The organism is Desulfobacterium sp. N47 (genome assembly GCF_051233685.1).
Lineage (GTDB): Bacteria > Desulfobacterota > Desulfobacteria > Desulfobacterales > RPRI01 > RPRI01.
Map to the genome: position 1 here is coordinate 1 of NZ_JBAMMY010000160.1, position 17,138 is coordinate 17,138.

Annotated in this window: 14 protein-coding genes, 1 tRNA gene and 1 pseudogene; 12 read left to right on the forward strand and 4 right to left on the reverse strand. The window is 40.3% G+C overall.

Annotated elements, in window-relative coordinates; genetic code table 11:
- Window positions 1-657 precede the first annotated feature (657 nt).
- From VXK47_RS10365 to trpA, 7 genes are all read left to right on the forward strand, one after another.
- Window positions 658-2,139, forward strand: a complete 1,482-nt coding sequence (locus VXK47_RS10365; protein WP_435548712.1) for an anthranilate synthase component I family protein — start codon at window positions 658-660, stop codon at window positions 2,137-2,139.
- A 143-nt stretch (window positions 2,140-2,282) separates the two neighbouring features.
- Window positions 2,283-2,852, forward strand: a complete 570-nt coding sequence (locus VXK47_RS10370) for an anthranilate synthase component II (RefSeq protein ID WP_435548713.1) — start codon at window positions 2,283-2,285, stop codon at window positions 2,850-2,852.
- A gap of 80 nt (window positions 2,853-2,932) precedes the next feature.
- Window positions 2,933-3,949 (forward strand): anthranilate phosphoribosyltransferase, encoded by a 1,017-nt coding sequence (gene trpD / locus VXK47_RS10375; RefSeq protein ID WP_435548714.1) that lies wholly within the window; start codon window positions 2,933-2,935, stop codon window positions 3,947-3,949.
- Window positions 3,949-4,755, forward strand: a complete 807-nt coding sequence (gene trpC / locus VXK47_RS10380; RefSeq protein ID WP_435548715.1) for an indole-3-glycerol phosphate synthase TrpC — start codon at window positions 3,949-3,951, stop codon at window positions 4,753-4,755. The genes trpD and trpC overlap by 1 nt, the downstream gene beginning before the upstream one ends.
- Entirely contained in the window at window positions 4,752-5,435 is a 684-nt protein-coding gene (locus VXK47_RS10385; protein WP_435548716.1) for a phosphoribosylanthranilate isomerase, read from the forward strand. The genes trpC and VXK47_RS10385 overlap by 4 nt, the downstream gene beginning before the upstream one ends.
- Entirely contained in the window at window positions 5,435-6,670 is a 1,236-nt protein-coding gene (gene trpB, locus VXK47_RS10390; protein WP_435548717.1) for a tryptophan synthase subunit beta, read from the forward strand. Before VXK47_RS10385 ends, trpB begins: the two co-directional genes overlap by 1 nt.
- Window positions 6,671-6,736: 66 nt before the next feature.
- The gene (gene trpA, locus VXK47_RS10395) at window positions 6,737-7,540 is read left to right on the forward strand and encodes a tryptophan synthase subunit alpha (protein WP_435548718.1); all 804 of its coding nucleotides are present in this window, start codon (window positions 6,737-6,739) and stop codon (window positions 7,538-7,540) included.
- Between the two features lie 124 nt (window positions 7,541-7,664).
- On the opposite strand, the gene VXK47_RS10400 is transcribed toward trpA, so the two are convergent.
- Window positions 7,665-7,997 carry a histidine triad nucleotide-binding protein gene (locus VXK47_RS10400; protein ID WP_435548719.1) on the reverse strand — a complete coding sequence of 111 codons (333 nt, stop codon included), beginning with the start codon at window positions 7,995-7,997 and terminating at the stop codon, window positions 7,665-7,667.
- Between the two features lie 297 nt (window positions 7,998-8,294).
- On the opposite strand from VXK47_RS10400, the pseudogene VXK47_RS10405 reads away from it, so the two are divergent.
- Window positions 8,295-9,930: pseudogene (locus tag VXK47_RS10405) on the forward strand (ISKra4-like element ISDesp4 family transposase); the annotation flags it as partial.
- On the opposite strand, the gene VXK47_RS10410 reads toward VXK47_RS10405, so the two are convergent.
- Together VXK47_RS10410 and VXK47_RS10415 are read right to left on the reverse strand one after the other, a co-directional pair.
- Entirely contained in the window at window positions 9,845-10,690 is an 846-nt protein-coding gene (locus VXK47_RS10410; protein ID WP_435548720.1) for a hypothetical protein, read from the reverse strand. The pseudogene VXK47_RS10405 and the gene VXK47_RS10410 overlap by 86 nt on opposite strands.
- Window positions 10,691-10,847: 157 nt before the next feature.
- Window positions 10,848-10,935 (reverse strand) — tRNA-Leu (locus VXK47_RS10415).
- A 93-nt stretch (window positions 10,936-11,028) separates the two neighbouring features.
- Here VXK47_RS10415 and VXK47_RS10420 point away from each other — a divergent pair.
- From VXK47_RS10420 to VXK47_RS10435, 4 genes are read left to right on the forward strand one after another with little or no spacing between them, the layout of a single operon-like run.
- The gene (locus VXK47_RS10420; RefSeq protein ID WP_435548721.1) at window positions 11,029-11,658 is read left to right on the forward strand and encodes a Maf family protein; all 630 of its coding nucleotides are present in this window, start codon (window positions 11,029-11,031) and stop codon (window positions 11,656-11,658) included.
- Window positions 11,659-11,667: 9 nt separating this feature from the next.
- Window positions 11,668-12,363, forward strand: coding sequence for a YggS family pyridoxal phosphate enzyme (locus VXK47_RS10425; RefSeq protein WP_435548722.1), 696 nt, complete (start codon window positions 11,668-11,670; stop codon window positions 12,361-12,363).
- Window positions 12,360-12,887 (forward strand): epoxyqueuosine reductase QueH, encoded by a 528-nt coding sequence (locus tag VXK47_RS10430; RefSeq protein WP_435548723.1) that lies wholly within the window; start codon window positions 12,360-12,362, stop codon window positions 12,885-12,887. The genes VXK47_RS10425 and VXK47_RS10430 overlap by 4 nt, the downstream gene beginning before the upstream one ends.
- An 11-nt stretch (window positions 12,888-12,898) precedes the next feature.
- Window positions 12,899-14,737 (forward strand): M48 family metallopeptidase, encoded by a 1,839-nt coding sequence (locus tag VXK47_RS10435; protein ID WP_435548724.1) that lies wholly within the window; start codon window positions 12,899-12,901, stop codon window positions 14,735-14,737.
- Window positions 14,738-14,791: 54 nt separating this feature from the next.
- On the opposite strand, the gene VXK47_RS10440 is transcribed toward VXK47_RS10435, so the two are convergent.
- Window positions 14,792-17,098 (reverse strand): GspE/PulE family protein, encoded by a 2,307-nt coding sequence (locus VXK47_RS10440; protein ID WP_435548725.1) that lies wholly within the window; start codon window positions 17,096-17,098, stop codon window positions 14,792-14,794.
- Window positions 17,099-17,138: the final 40 nt, after the last annotated feature.

Genomic DNA, 17,138 nt, shown 5'->3' on the forward strand with positions numbered 1-17,138 from the left:
ACTTTGTTGTTTTGAAAGAGATTTTTTAACATTTATTTCCTCCTTTTGATAAGTTGAAGATATTCAGAATTTACAAATAAATTAGCTCATTATATGAATATTTGCAAGTACTTTTTCTTAATTCAACGGCATTGAGTTATCAATATCAAACATGTAAGCTAAAAATCCTTAATAGTAGATAGTTGCCAGATTTAAAAATTATGGATAGGGGGTGCTTGTGGATGCCCTATGTAAATTGTGCTAATAAGTTTTTGATCTCTAACTTTTTGAAATGATATTGATAATACCATAAAATTTCAATCCGGGTAAATTTTCTTGACAACGCTTCAAACCGTATGTAAATATGCTGAAAAATTATTTGAAGAAGAACTTATGAAAACATATTTTAATAACATTATAGAATCGGAAAATAAGCATTGGTGTTGGCGGGCCTATGAAAAACACTTGCCCGCGGAGTCCTATTAATCTGATTATCTGATATAAAATAATAAAACAAAGGATCGCGGACAATACAAAAGGTTTTGCGGTCTTTTCTATTTTAAAGGGTCGTAAAATAATAATTTACGGCCCTTTTTTTATAGACTTTCAGCGCCAAAAACATTATCTGAAAGTTTATAGTATATAAATATCAACATTGTATTATATAAAGGAATAACAATGTTATTAAATCAATTTCCGGATAAGAAAGAATTTTGCGCTCTTTCCGAAAAGAGCAATGTTATCCCGCTTTGCGTGGAAATACTTGCAGACACCGAAACCCCGGTATCATTGCTTCATAAATTTTACGGCGGTAACGGGCCGGTCTTTTTGCTTGAAAGCGTTGAGGGCGGAGAAAGATGGGGAAGATACAGTTTTCTCGGAACTTCGGCACGTACACATATACTCGTATTTAAAAATCATGTGCAAGTAAAAGAAAACGGAACCGTTAAAAACATACCCCACAACAATAAACCTCTTGATGTTTTACGGGATCTTATGAAGGACTACCGGCCTTCGGTATTACCGGGACTTCCCCGTTTCTGGGGAGGAATGGTCGGTTATCTGTCATATGAAATGGTTTCATTTTTTGAACCTGTTCCCTGTCCGATTGAAGAAGAAAAACCTCTTTCCCATTTTATCATTCCGGATGAGGTAATTATTTTTGATAATATCAGAAATACGCTTCTTGGAATAAGCATCTGCTTTACAGATGATGATAATAATCCGGAAATATCTTTTGATAAAGCAAAAGCCCGCATAGAGTCGATGACGGAAAAAATCAAAAAGCAGATCACTTTTAATAATACTGATTCGGTTAAAGGAGATTTTTCTCTTTATCCAAAGCAAAAACCGGAAATATTTCTTGATCATGTTAAAAAAACCAAAGAATACATAAGAGCGGGAGATATAATCCAGGCAGTTATTTCCCAGCCTTTCATTTGCGATGCTGCTCCTGATTTACGGACATTATACCGGGTGCAAAGATATATTAATCCTTCGCCTTATCTGTTTTTTATGCATCTTGGAGATGTTGCTCTTGTGGGTTCATCGCCTGAGACAATGGTCAGGCTTGAAAACAGGGTGGCCACACTTCGCCCGATTGCCGGAACACGAAAAAGGGGAAACAGCGAACAGGAAGACAGGGCGCTTGCTGATGAACTTCTTTCCGATGAAAAAGAGCGGGCGGAACATCTCATGCTTGTCGATCTTGGGAGAAATGATCTTGGCCGGGTTGCAGAAACAGGCACCGTTCAGGTTACAGACCTTATGGTCATAGAACGATATTCTCATGTAATGCATCTTGTTTCGAGCATAAACTGCGATCTTGAACAAATCTATGATGCATGGGACCTTCTTGCCGCAACTTTTCCGGCAGGCACTTTATCGGGAGCACCAAAGGTAAGAGCCATGGAAATAATAGCAGAGCTTGAAAATGAACCAAGAGGTCCGTATGGCGGTGCCGTTGGATATATCTCTTTTAACGGCAATATGGATCTGGCTATTACAATAAGAACCGCATGTGTTGAAAAAGGAAAGCTTGTGGTAAGAGCAGGAGCCGGAATAGTGGCCGATTCGATTCCGGAAAGTGAGCTGAAAGAAACTGAAAACAAGGCGATGGCGATACAAAACGCATTGCAACTCATACAAAATAACCGATAAGACTTTAATATAAAATTTTTGGACTGCGTTATCAGTCGCCCCCCTTCGACAACGTACCAACTGTACGCTTTACTCAGGGCGGCTTCTTCCGGCCTTGCCCAAAACATTATATTAAAGTCTATTAATACACTGGGGGATCATAAATGATTTTAATGATAGATAATTTTGATTCATTCACATATAATCTTGTTCAGTACTTAAGACAGCTTGGAGCTGATGTAAAGATTATTAGAAACAATGCGGCATCATTGGATGAAATCATTGCATTGAATCCATCCGGTGTGGTTATCTCCCCCGGTCCGGGAAGACCCGAATCGGCTGGTGTTTCCATTCCTGTTATCAGACATTTTTCAGGTAAAATCCCCGTTCTTGGTGTATGTTTGGGGCATCAATCCATAGCAGCAGTCTTCGGCGGAGATATTGTTTCGGCAAAATATCTTGTGCACGGCAAAGTATCTTCAGTTACATCAGACGGCAAAACGATATACAAGGGAATTGCCAACCCGTTTAAAGCCATGCGCTATCACTCTCTGGCTGTATTGAAAGAGACTCTTCCGTCATGCCTTGAAATTACGGCCGAATCGGAAGAAGGAGAGATCATGGGAATAAGACATAAAACCCATCAGACCGAAGGAGTTCAGTTTCATCCCGAATCTATCATGACTACTGTGGGAAAACGTTTGTTACGCAATTTTTTAAGCAGCATCGGATAGCAGGGACGTATTAAAGGTCCAAGGTTCAAGGCACAAGGCACAAGGCACAAGGTGGAAGGTGAGAGGTGAGAGGAAAAACAATGTTTAAAGAAAGTTTGAAGAAGATAATAGAAAGAACTGATCTTGATGAGATGGAAATGTCTCAGATGATGAGTGAAATTTTTTCAGGAGGTATAACGGATGCACAGACCGGAGCATTCATGGCCGCTCTTGCCACAAAAGGCGAAACATTTGAAGAGCTGGCCGGCGCTGCTTCGGCAATGCGAAAAAAAGCGCGGCGCATTCAGACATCTGCAAAAACTGTTGTCGATACCTGCGGCACAGGCGGTGACGGCGCAAAGACATTTAATATTTCAACAACAAGCGCTTTTGTTGTAGCTGGATGCGGAGTAACTGTGGCTAAACACGGAAACCGCTCTGTTTCAAGTCAGTGTGGAAGCGCAGATCTTCTTGAGGCTCTTGGCGTAAAACTGGACACTGCCCCTGAAATAGTGGAAGAAGCCATACAGGAAATCGGGATAGGATTTCTTTTTGCCCCTCTTTACCATGAAGCCATGAAATATGTGGCAAAAGCAAGAAAAGAGATCGGTTTAAGAAGTATATTTAACATGCTTGGCCCTCTTACCAATCCGGCGTCTGCAAATTATCAGATTTTAGGTGTTTATGCTCCTAAGCTTACTGAAATGTTTGCTCACGCACTTAGAATACTTGGAGTAAAAAGAGCCTTCGTGGTGCACGGTCATGACGGCCTTGATGAGATTTCAATTTGCGCCCCTACAAGAACATCCGAATTAAAAGACGGCCTTATCCGCACCTATGATATTGATCCTGAAGAATTTTTTGGCAAAACTGCAAAAGCTGATGATCTTATCGGCGGAAGCCCGGCTGATAATGCCCAAATCACAAAAGATATCTTAAATGGAGAAAAAGGCCCTAAAAGAGACATTATTCTTATAAATGCTTCTGCAGCTTTAGTTGCAGCAGGAAAGGCTTTAAACTTAAAAGAAGGGATTAAGCTTGCACAAACATCCATTGATTCCGGCGCTGCCAAATCAAAACTGGAATCTCTTGTTCAATTTACACAGGAAAACGGATAATGGATTTTTTAACAAAAATAGTAGAGCACAAAAAGGTTGAAGTTGAAGAAAGAAAAAAACTTGTTCCGGAAAGCAGGCTTAAAGCTCAGGTAAAAAAAGCTAAACACCGCGTCTTTATGCAGAGTCTATCAAAGCCGGGACCATCCGGTGTTAACATAATTGCCGAAATAAAAAGAGCCTCTCCGTCAAAAGGTGTATTATGTCCTGATCTTGATCCGAAAAAATATGCAAAAGAGTATGAAAAAGGAGGTGCGGCAGCAATATCCGTTTTAACCGACAGCACTTTTTTTATGGCAAATCAAGATGACCTGAAAATAGTAAAAAACACTTCGACGCTTCCGATTTTAAGAAAAGATTTTACAATATCTTCGTATCAGATATACGAAACAGCTGCAATGGGAGCGGATGCGGCACTTCTTATCGTAAGGATTCTTTCATTAAAACAGCTAAAAGATTATCTTTCACTTTGCGATGAGCTTAATCTGGATGCGCTTGTTGAAGTAAACTCTGAAAAAGAGCTTGAAACGGCATCGGATGCCGGAGCAAGACTGATCGGAATAAACAACAGAAATTTAAGCTCTTTTGATACAGATATTAATACTGCCATGCGCTTGTCTTCTCTTCTTAACTCTCAGCAAACAGCGGTTGCCGCAAGCGGTATAGCTGAGAGAAAAGACATTGAAAAAAGTCTTTCTTTTGGAATATTTAATTTTCTTATCGGAGAAAGTCTTGTAAAAGCTGATAATCCGGCCAAGCTTTTAACATCTTTAATGACTCCGTTAAAAGATGGGGTTTTGGTAAAATGATTAAGCAAAAAGATGACACAGTTAAGCAAACACCCCAGATTAAAATCTGCGGCATAACCAGAGTAAGCGATGCAATTTCCTGTGCTAAGCTTGGAGCAGATGCGCTGGGATTTGTTTTTTATCCGAAAAGCCCCAGATATGTTACCTGCGATACAGCACGCGAAATATCTTCGGCTTTACCCGAAAAAATTAAAACAGTCGGAGTTTTTGTTGATGAAACTTTTTCTTCAATAATGCAAACCGTTGAGAAATGCGGTCTTAGTGCAGTTCAGCTTCACGGCAATGAAACGCCTCAATTTGTGGCTGATTGCCGCAAAGAAAGTCTGATTGTTATAAAAGCTCTTTTTCTTGAAAAAAGTCCCCGGATTGAAGAAGTAAATAATTATGAAGCCTCGGCGTTTATCGTAGAATACGGCAAAGGCACTCTTCCCGGCGGAAATGCCTTGTCATGGGACTGGGAGAAAGCAAAAGCAGTAGGAGAAAATTATCCTCTAATACTTGCAGGCGGTCTTTCACCGGAAAATATATCTACAGCCATATCCCTTTGCAGCCCTGATGCGGTCGATATCAGTTCCGGTGTGGAATCTTCTTACGGAATAAAAGATATTGCAAAAGCAGAATCTTTTATAAGAATTGTATCAGGGTGTATGCTTACAAAAATAACAAGGAGAATTTTTTAATGAACTCTTTAATTAACAAAGAATCTCTTGCTGATGGTTTTGCGCCTTTAAAAACCATCGCCTGCCCGGATTCAAACGGTCATTTTGGAATCTATGGAGGGCGCTATGTCGGAGAAACCCTCATGCCTGCCATTCTTGAGCTTGAAGAAGCATATAGCAAAATCACGCCGCAGGAAAAATTCAAAAAAGAATTAAACGATTTACTGACACTTTACACAGGCCGCCCTACCCCTCTTTTTTATGCAAAAAGATTAAGTGAGCATTTAAAAGGCGCTTCAGTATACTTAAAACGCGAAGATCTTGCGCATACGGGAGCCCATAAGATAAACAATACTTTAGGCCAGGCGCTTCTTGCAAAATGGATGGGGAAAAAGAAAGTAATCGCCGAAACGGGAGCCGGCCAGCATGGTGTTGCAACAGCCACAGCAGCAGCTCTGTTCGGAATGGAATGCAAGATTTTTATGGGAACCGAAGATATTAAAAGACAGGCCCCGAATGTATTGCGCATGGAACTTCTTGGTGCACAGGTTGTACCTGTTGAGTCCGGCACAGGAACGTTAAAGGATGCCATGAATGAAGCAATGCGCTATTGGGTCGGAGCAGTTGTCGATACTTTTTATATAATAGGTTCTGTAGCCGGACCTCATCCGTATCCTATGATGGTGCGTGATTTCCAGAAAATAATCGGAATAGAAGCAAGAAAACAAATTATAGATATTGCAGGCCGCCTTCCCGATTTACTGATCGCCTGTGTTGGAGGAGGAAGTAATGCAATGGGACTTTTCTTTCCTTTCATAGATGATCCGGTTGAAATGACAGGAGTTGAAGCTGCCGGCAAAGGCATCTCTACCGGCAAACATGCGGCAACCCTGGGCGAAGGTTCGGTAGGTGTACTTCACGGGTCAAAATCGTATGTTCTTCAGGATAAGAACGGGCAGATTCTTGAGGCTCATTCAATATCCGCCGGGCTTGACTATCCCGGAGTCGGTCCTGAACACGCTTTATTTAAAGATATAAAAAGAGCAAATTATGTCTCTATAGATGATGATCAGGCACTTTATGCATTCAAAAAACTTTGCATGCTTGAAGGAATAATACCTGCTCTTGAAAGTTCCCATGCCCTGGCTTATGCAATGCAGCAGGCCCCCCGGATGAGCAAAGACAGCATCATTATTGTTAACCTTTCCGGCAGAGGCGACAAGGATCTTGGAATTGTTTCAACGATATTTAAATAAAAACGACTGTAGGGATTGGTTTATAACCCGTTCATATAATGTTCGTAAGAGGAGAATTTACGTCAGATGAAAACAAAGAGAATTGATAAAAAATTTGAAGAGTTGAAACAAAATAAGGAAAAAGCTCTTGTCGGATTTCTTTCAGCCGGAGACCCGGACCTTAATACTTCGCTTAAAATAATAGAAGCAATGTGTGCCGCCGGACTCGATGTCATGGAACTTGGAATACCCTTTTCCGATCCCACTGCTGATGGGCCTGTAATCCAGAGATCATCTGCGCGGGCACTTAAAAAAGGCATAACCATAAAAACAGTTCTGGAAATGACACGTAAAATAAGGACTTTTTCAGATATTCCTATAATTCTCTTTAGTTACTATAACCCTATTTATTCCTATGGGGCTGAAGCTTTTTACAATGATTCCGTCTCTTCAGGCGCTGACGGTGTTCTTGTGGTGGATCTTCCTCCTGAAGAATCGGATGAAATGACTTCAAAATGGCCGGGAAATGAGCTTGCCCTTATTCGTCTTGTAGCGCCCACGACTCCGCTTGAAAGAATGAAAAAAATTGCTCAGGAATCTTCCGGATTTTTATACCTTGTTTCAAAAACAGGAGTAACCGGCAGCGCAGGACTTGATACACAAAAAGTTACAGTTAACTCCAGACTTCTTGCTTCGATAACCGATCTTCCCATATGTGTCGGATTCGGGATAAGCGAACCGGAAGACGTCAGAAAAATAGCTCCCGATGTTGACGGAATAGTAGTAGGAAGCGCCTTTGAGCGCATTATTGAAGAAAATCCGAATAATCCGGATCTTGATAAAATATTGGGTGAAAAAGTAAGTAAACTGAAAGCGGCAACAAGGCTATAAAGACTTTCAGATAATGTTTTTGGCAAGGCCGGAAGAAGCCACCCTGAGTGAGGCGTACAGTTGGTACGTTGTCGAAGGGAGACGACTGATAACGCAGTCCAAAAACTTTATCCGGAAGGATTAATTACTTCTTCCACCCACCTATAAGATGCAGGTGAAGATGAAATATAACCTGACCGCCGCCTTTTTCCACGTTAAAAAGGAGTTTATAACCGGATTTTGAAACAGACTCTTTTTCCGCCATCATTTTAGCGGTCATTATCATTTCGGATACTATTTTTGCATCATCTTCGGTCAAATCATTTACACTTCTTATATGCCTTTTTGGAACTATAAGAAGATGGACAGGCGCATGAGGATTAATATCTCTGAATACAACAAGGTTATCATTTTCATAAAGAAATGTACTTGGGATCTCTCCTTTTACAATTTTACAGAAAATACAATCAGTTTCCATCCGGATATTCTCCTTACTCGAACAGCAAATAGCAAACAACAAATTACGAAGTCAGCTATTTTTTGCCCGCTTAAATAATGAGTTATTCAACGCTTTATATCTGTTGTTTATTGTTTCTTCAGTAGTAAATTTTTATGTAACGGTCAAGGTTAAATAAATAATCTTTTTTTGTCGCAGAATCAAACAACATTTTTGTGAAGGGTCTGCGACATAAATATGGGTAAAAACTTGACAAGGCGAGATATTTCGCCTATAGTCTGGTTGCTTGTTAAGCATTCAGACCATAGGAGGAAGCCGATGGAAGAAACTATTGAAAGCTTGGAGATAGAGCGGGAACATTTATATAGGCAATTGCAAGAAACCGGAGATTTCCGGAGGGGAATCATTTCAGTTGTATACCGTAAATGTGGGAAAAAAACTGCGCATGTGCTAAAGAGGGGCATCCAGGGCATGGGCCGCAACATTTATGGAACACAACAATCAAAGGGAAAAGCTACGCGAAGAGCGTAAAACTTGGTCCGGAGTTGCAAAAGTACCTGGAGGAGATTGCGAACCATCAACGCTATGTAAAGCTGTGTGAAGAGATTGTTTTGGTAAACGAGCGTATCTGCGACCTTCGACCAGTGCCCGAAGTGAAAGATGATCAGGAGTTGGCCGAACTTAAAAAAAAATTGCAGAGTCTGTTCATGAAGAAGTACAAAATGAGATAGGTCGCATTGTTGGCCGGTATGTTTCAGAAAAAACGACCAACGGCAATTTTGACTTTGAAGCGTTTGAAATGAGCATCCGTTCGTCAATGCACCGCATTGGCGGCAGCATACTTGGAATACTCGTAAACGCAGATGGCGGAGGTTACCGGGGTAAAACCATTACCTGCGGGCAAGGGCATCAGTATGAGTTTATCGATTACCGGAACAAGGAACTGCTCACTGTGTTGGGCCCGGTGGCCGTTAAGCGGGCATACTATTATGATCGAAAATGTCATGTTGGTTTTTGCCCGAAAGACCGTGATCTGGACATAGGGACATCTTACAGTTGTGGGGTACGCCGGATGATGAGCAAGGTTGGCGCCTACCGGCCATTCGGCCTGGGTCATCAAGACTTGTATGAGCTGGCGGATATCCGTGTCAACACAAAAGCAGTAGAGCGTGTATCACAGACAGTAGGTGCTCAGGTGGAAGCGTTTCATGCAGCCGAGGCCAGGACGTCGTTGTCGGATAAAATTGTACCGATCAAACCTGTTCCACGGATGTATGTGTGCATGGATGGCACCGGAGTTCCGGTAGTTAAGAAAGAGACTGCCGGCAGGCAAGGCAAATGTGAAGACGGTCAGGCAAAGACCAGGGAAGTCAAGCTGGGTTGCATTTTTACCCAGACAGAAGTTGACCGGAAAGGCCGTCCGGTGCGAGACGATGGGACCACCAGCTACACCGGTGCAATCGAATCGGCTGAGGTGTTTGGACAGCGGATATATCAAGAGGCACTTCGGCGCGGCATGCGCCGGGCAAAGGAGGTTTGTGTGCTTGGGGACGGGGCCATCTGGATATGGAATATAGCGGATGAACAATTTTATGGTGCTATCCAGATTGTCGATCTGTTCCATGCGCGTGAACATTACTGGAACGTCGGTAAGGCATATTTCAGTCAGAATAAGGACAAACTGCATCTGTGGACGGAAGAGCGTCGGAAAGAATTGGATGATGGAAGGGTCGAAGATGTAATAAATGCCATCAAGGAATGCTCATCTCAATCGGGATGCGACAAATCAATATATGAACGAGAGATCGGTTATTTTGAAAAAAACAAGGAAAGGATGCGGTACGCCCATTTTAGGAAGCGGGGTCTTTTTATAGGTTCCGGCGTTCTGGAGGCAGGCTGTCGAACCGTGGTTGGACAGCGGCTGAAACAGTCGGGTATGCACTGGACGGTTGCTGCCCTCTTTTAATTTCATCTAACTCGCCAAAAGGAAGACTTTCAAGACCGGCAATAACATCTTCAATTTTTTCGAAAAGTTTAGATTTTGCAGCTGGGTTCTTCTGCTCCAACTGCTCAAGTGCAGCCCGGAAATCATCATCTATCAGAGCCTGTTTTGACTGTTCGTCTTTGAGAACCAGTGGAAGTCTGCGTATATCTTCACCGCGTCCAAATTTACCTTCGCCTACCCAATCACAAAAATCCATTAAAGAAATTTTTCCCTCATTCACAAGACGCTTGAGCTCTTTATTTTTTCTGAATTCCACAAAATAGCTAAATTTAAGCCTTTCAGAGGGTTTATTATACTTCGGAAGATATTGTTCTTCCATATCCATAAAGGCCTGAATGTTATTCTTGATTTCTGATGTCCTGAGTTTCGTGAGTTGTTCAAGGCGTTTCAGCGAGTAGTCTTCATCACTGTAAAGACGGTACAATTCCCTGGCTTTTTCATAAGCATCCCAAGGGGTGGTGCCAAAAAGATGCTTTTCCAATCTAATAAAATTTATGACATTGCGTTCAACCTTAAATGGCAGTACATATGAATCAATTGTTTGCCATTTTAAATCGTTAACATATTTTTCTGAAAGTTCTTCATATATAAAAGACCTCGTATTACCTTCTATAACCTTAAAATAATCTTCTTCGGGTACAACCCATATAGGGTCATATATCCCGCTATTACGCTCTATATGTTCCTTTAATTTCTCATACTGATCCATTAGAAAGAGCAAATTTTATTTTTTCTTGTGTTACTCTGTCATTTAATCGTGTATCTAAAAAGTATTGTATGCGGGGGTTCTCAATATCGAGGATGAGTTGTTTTAGGGGGATTTTTAAAGGGATTAGCCAATGCCAGCTAATCCCTTGATTTTTATTTGGTGCCTAGGACGAGACTTGAACTCGTACAGCCACAAGGACCGAGGGATTTTAAGTCCCTTGCGTCTACCAATTCCGCCACCCAGGCACTTTTTGTCAAATACATGCTATAAATGCGATTGTCAAGATTTCATGTTTGTATTTATTGTAATTAATTATTTCTTCTGATAACAAAAATGACATGAATATAACTGATAAACAAAACGATAAGCCTTTTTTGATTCTGGCCTCGGAATCAGCCCGAAGAAGATATCTTTTAAAACAGGCAGGGATTAATTTTTCCGTAATTCCAAGCGGTTTTGATGAAAGCTTAGTTGAGGTTTCTGCTCCGGAAATTTATGTAAAAATTCTTGCCGAATCAAAAGCTAAATATATTTCGGATAAATACCCTGACAGTTGGGTAATAGGAGCCGATACCGTTGTTGTAATAAACGGTAAAATTCTTGGAAAGCCAGTATCCCGTGATAATGCCAGAGAAATGTTAAAAGATCTGAGCGGACAGACCCATGAAGTAATTACAGGATACTGCATATGCTGCAAATCAAAAGAAAGATCTTTTTCCGAATCTGTCAGGACAAAAGTTTTGTTCAAGGATTTGTCTGAAGATGAAATCGAATGGTATATCCGTACAAAGGAGCCCTTCGACAAAGCCGGTGGATATGCTATTCAGGGACTCGGCACATTTCTTGTTAAAAGCATAAGCGGCTCTTATACTAATGTTGTGGGATTGCCTGTTTGTGAAGTTATTGAATTTTTGATAAAAGAACACATAATCGGTTTTGATTCGATAAAAAGAGTCAATAATTATTAAGGTGAGTTTTTGAAAGAAAGAATTGCTGAAATTAAAAACCGGGTTATCAGATCTGCGCTATCCTGTGGCCGTGACCCGGAAAGCATCCGGATTATTGCGGTCACCAAAACAGTAACTGCAGAAAAAATCCGTATGGCAATCGAATCAGGCATACAGATTATTGGGGAAAATTATATCCAGGATGCCAGGGAGAAGTATCCCCTTTTGTCATCAAATGAAGTGCCATGGCATTTTATCGGGCATCTGCAGACAAACAAGGCGAAATATGCTGTAAAAATGTTTGACCTGATTCACACGGTTGATTCATACAGGCTGGCTGTTGAACTGGATGCGCAGGCGAAAAAAATTAATAAGGTGCAGCAGATACTTATTCAGGTTAATATAGGAAAAGAAAAATCAAAATCAGGGATAACGCAGGAAACCGCTTTTGACCTGATAAAAAAGATTGGCGGGTTAAACAATCTGCGCGTTAAAGGACTGATGGTAATTCCGCCATTTTACGATGATCCCGAAAGAACAAGGCCATATTTTGCCGCTCTGAGAATATTAAGAGACAGGATAAATAGCTTGCTTGAACCGGAAGACATTCAAAACATCAGAATGGAAGAACTTTCAATGGGAATGAGCGGTGATTTTGAAACAGGCATAGAAGAAGGAGCGACTCTTGTAAGGATAGGAACCGCAATTTTTGGTGAAAGAGAATGAAGATCCTGCTTCATATATGTTGTGCGCCATGCTCCATTTATCCGGTAAAAATACTTCGCAATGAAAAAATGACTGTTTCCGGATATTTTTATAATAACAACATCCATCCTTACACCGAGTATAAAAAAAGACTGGATACTCTGGTTCAATATGCAAAACTAATTGATCTTGAAGTAAGTTTTCGCGATGATTATGACATAGAAGGTTTTTTGCAGAAAATTGTTTTCAGGGAGAAAAACAGGTGCATGGTTTGTTATCATGAGCGATTAATGGCAACCGCAGTTTACGCAAAAGAAAATCAATTTGATTCTTTTACCACCACACTTTTATACAGCGTTTATCAGAAGCATGAAGAAATAAAGGCTATAGGTGAGTCGGTGGGAAAATCCATTGGAGTTTCCTTTTATTATAATAATTTCCGTACAGGCTGGAAAGAAGGAGTAGATGAATCAAGAAGGCTTGAGCTTTACAGGCAAAAATATTGCGGGTGCATTTATAGTGAAAAAGAAAGATATCTGAGATAGCCTCGATTGATATGTTTACAAACTTCATATACTTTATATTTTTCGTTCTGATATATTCCACCAATACTTATTCTGCAGCAACGGACAGCAGTTTTTCCCTGCAAACCGCTTTACTGTTTTTTGGTTTTGCAATAATATTTTCATGTGCTTCTTATCTGAAATTCAAAACACTTGAAAAGAGTATTTTACACCAAACGAATAGATATATTGAAAATAAATTTGAATCTTTGTCGAAACAATTTTCAATACTTGCTATTCTTTTATTTGCTGTAAACATATACGGTTTGGCGCTTCCTTCCTATACTCAAAAAATTAACCTTTTCAAATCATTTCCTGCCTTAGAAGCACTTGTTTTTTTATGTCTTTTTGTATTTTATCTGACTGTTGTCCGGGCATCTGCCTACGGTACTTACAAAAAACTTAATTCTGCGGATGATATGTCAAGAAGCTCTTACATATTATCCAATATTTCTTTTGGGATTCCTGTTGTCCTGCCCTGGCTGCTGCTTTCCGCTGCCATCGATATTATTAATCACCTTCCGTTTAACGGCCTTAAGCTTTTTTTTGCATCAAGCGGAGGAGAGCTTGCTTTTATTATATTTTTCCTCTTTATAATCAGCATTTTCGGCCCTGCTATGACACTCAAACTCTGGAGATGCAAATCTCTTGAGAAGGGTGAAGATCGCTTTAGAATCGAAGAGATCTGCAATAAAGCCGGAGTTAAATTTGCAGAAATTCTATATTGGCCGATGTTCGGGAACAGGATGATTACAGCAGGGGTCATGGGTCTTGCAAAAAGATTCCGCTATATTTTAGTTACAAAACCTCTTCTTCGATTGCTTGATACGGATGAAGTGGAAGCTGTAATAGCCCATGAAATAGGTCATGTCAAACGGCATCATCTTGCATTCTATCTATTGTTTTTTTCAGGCTATATACTTCTTTCTTTTGCCACTCTTGATCTGGTTGTATACGCAACTATTTATGCCAAGCCCTTATATCGTTTCTTAACCGATTCGGGAATAAAACAGTCCACTATTATATCAATTACTTACAGCATCTCAATAATCGCAGTATTTGTTATTTATTTCAGATTTATATTTGCTTATTTTATGCGTAATTTTGAACGTCAGGCAGACACATATGTTTATTCATTTTTTACCAGCGCACAACCCCTCATCTCTGCGTTTAACAAAATCTCGTACTTCAGCGGACAATCCGGAGACAAACCGAACTGGCACCATTTCAGCATAAAAGAGCGGGTTGATTATCTTAACAAATGTGAAGCCGACAGGAGCTGGATAAAGAGGCACGATACAAAAATAAAAAAAAGTATAGCCGTTTATCTTGTGTGTTTAATTATTACAGGAATAGTTGGGTACAATTTAAATTTCGGGAAAACCAGCAAAAAAATAAATGAATTTTTTGTGGAAAAAACAATCCTTGGTTTAATCAAAGATAATCCGGATGATCCGGAATTTCCTGCCATGCTTGGTGATCTGTACTATAGCCTCAATTATTATGAAAAAGCAAAAAATGCTTATGAACAAGCACTTGCTATTGATCCCAACAATTCCATAGTTCAAAATAACCTGGCCTGGCTGTATGCAACATGTGAAGATGAAAACATAAAAAATGCAGACCTGGCTGTCCGGCTTGCGGAAGCTGCCGTAAAAAATAAAAAATCGGCTCATATATTTGACACTCTGGCACAAAGCTATTTTGCGGCAGGAAGATATAATGAAGCTGTGGAAGCAGGAAAAAAGGCTCTTTCAATGGCTGAAGCTGATAAATCGTATTATGAAAAACAGCTTGCTGGATTTATGGATCACTTACAAAGGAACCGGTAAGAAGATAGTACTCCATTCAGTATCCGTCCGGAAATGGCAGATTATGGATAGACACTATTTAATACAGACTTTTCTGACCTGCAGCAAATCGGTGTGCCCTTGAAAAATTTTTCCAATTCCATCCTGTTTCAGGGTGGTCATGCCGTCCTTTATCGCCTGGTCGCGTATATTTTCCATCTTGGCCATGCTTTGAATCAGCCTTTTCATCTCATCGGTTCCCATCAGCAGCTCATGAATACCCATACGTCCCTGATACCCCGTGTGATTGCATGCATCACACCCATTTTGTTTGTATAAAACGATATCGTTTGAGTATGGTATCCCGACATTCTTTTCAAAAGCTTCCCGTCCGTATTCTCTGACAAGTTCCTCATATTCTGCAAGTGAAGGATTATAGGGCTGCTTGCAGTTACTGCATAGCGTTCTTACAAGTCGCTGGGCAAGAATGCATAATATTGCATCTGCAAAATTAAAAGGGTCCATACCCATATCAAGAAGCCGGGTTATACTTTCAGGAGCGCTGTTTGTATGAAGTGTTGAAAATACGAGGTGACCCGTTAGAGAAGCTTCGATACCTATATGAGTAGTTTCTTTATCACGCATTTCACCTACCATGATAACATCAGGATCGGCACGTAAAAATGACCTCATGGCGGCGGCAAAGTCAAAACCTATCTTGGGTTTAACCTGAACCTGCCTTAATCCCCTCTGCGTGATTTCAACAGGATCTTCCGCTGTCCATATTTTTGTCTCGGGTTTGTTGATAAAGCTGAGCGCTGAATGAAGCGTAGTTGTTTTTCCTGAACCGGTAGGACCGCACACAAAAACTATACCATAAGGTTTGGTTACGGCGCCGATAAAATTTTCATAATTTATATCTGTAAAACCCATCTTATTCAGATGAATCGGCTCTCCTGCTGCAAGAATACGCATTACCACATCTTCAAGCCCGCCCTGGGTTGGAATAGTTGCAACACGAAGTTCTATATCTTTGCCCCCGTATTTCTTGAACCTTATCTTTCCATCCTGTGGCTTGCGCCGTTCGGCAATATCAAGATCGGACATTATCTTGATACGGGATACAATAGCACTTTTATAACTATAGGGAACTGTCTGATAAAGTGAGCAGGCACCATCAATTCTTATTCTGACCTGTGTGTTCTGTTTTCCAGGATATGGTTCAATATGTATATCGGAAGCTCTTCTTGCATAAGCATCCAGGATAATTTTATTTACCAACTGGACAACAGCACTGTCTTCTTCTCCTATACCTGCCTCGGCTTCCTCTATTTCCTCCGATTCCTCCCTGAGCTTGGAAAGTATATCATCTATACCGGCAAGCTCCTTTTTATCTTGCGTAAACAGCTTGATAAAATCGAGTATGTCCTGTTTTAAAGATACGGAAAACGCCAGACTTTTACCCGGGAATAAAGCTTTAATCTCATCTATTTTCCGGATGTCCTGTGGATTATCTATCGCCACTACTATTTTATCTTCTTCTCTTCGTAAAGGAACCCAAAGATTATTACGCATGAACGGAACTTTTAATCCGGTTAAAAGATCACCCGGAATCGGAAAGGTGGGGCTGTATTCGGTGTATGAAACCTTGTAAAATTCCGAAAGTGATTTTAATATTTCCTTTTTTGAAATTTTTAGTTCGGATATCAGTATATTCTCAACGCTTTCTTTTCGCTGTCTTGCATCAGAAATTGTTTTTTCAAGTTCTTTTTGTGTGAGAATATGATTTTCCAGAAGATAGTCAAATTTTGTAGATCTGGCCTTTGCTATACGTTTCTGATTATAAAGGGCGATGCCAAGAATCTTTGCAAGCTCCTCTACTGCATGTTCATCTATTGTCTTAAAAGAAGAGCCGTCTTTGCGGTTAATCAGCTGAATTACCCCAAGCAGGTATTTCTTGAATATTATCGGAAAAGCGAGAACTTGTTTTGTGATAAATCCGGTTTTCCTGTCCCACCGTTTATCAAATTTTAATTCCGGATCAATAGAAGCAAGCTCATGATCATCGTATACATTCTTAATATTTATAAGTTTTTGCTTTATAGCCGAATATCCGGCAAGGCTGTCTATGGAAACAGGAATACGAATTTCCGCCACCTCGGACCCGGATTTGAATCTGGAGACAAGCTCTCTTGTTTTACCGTCAACAACAAAAACAGTTATTCTTTCAGCTTCAAAAAGAGCGGTTATTTCATTTTTAAGATTAACCAGTATCTCGTCAAGATTCGAAGCGGCATATATTTTATTGCAGATATCCTGAAGTTTTGTTCTGGATTCGACCTCTGTTCTGAGATCCTGCACACTTGAATCCTGGGCGCATATGTTTTCAGTATTATTCGGCATAATTTTTTATCACCATTTAAATATTTAAACTGCCGGAAAA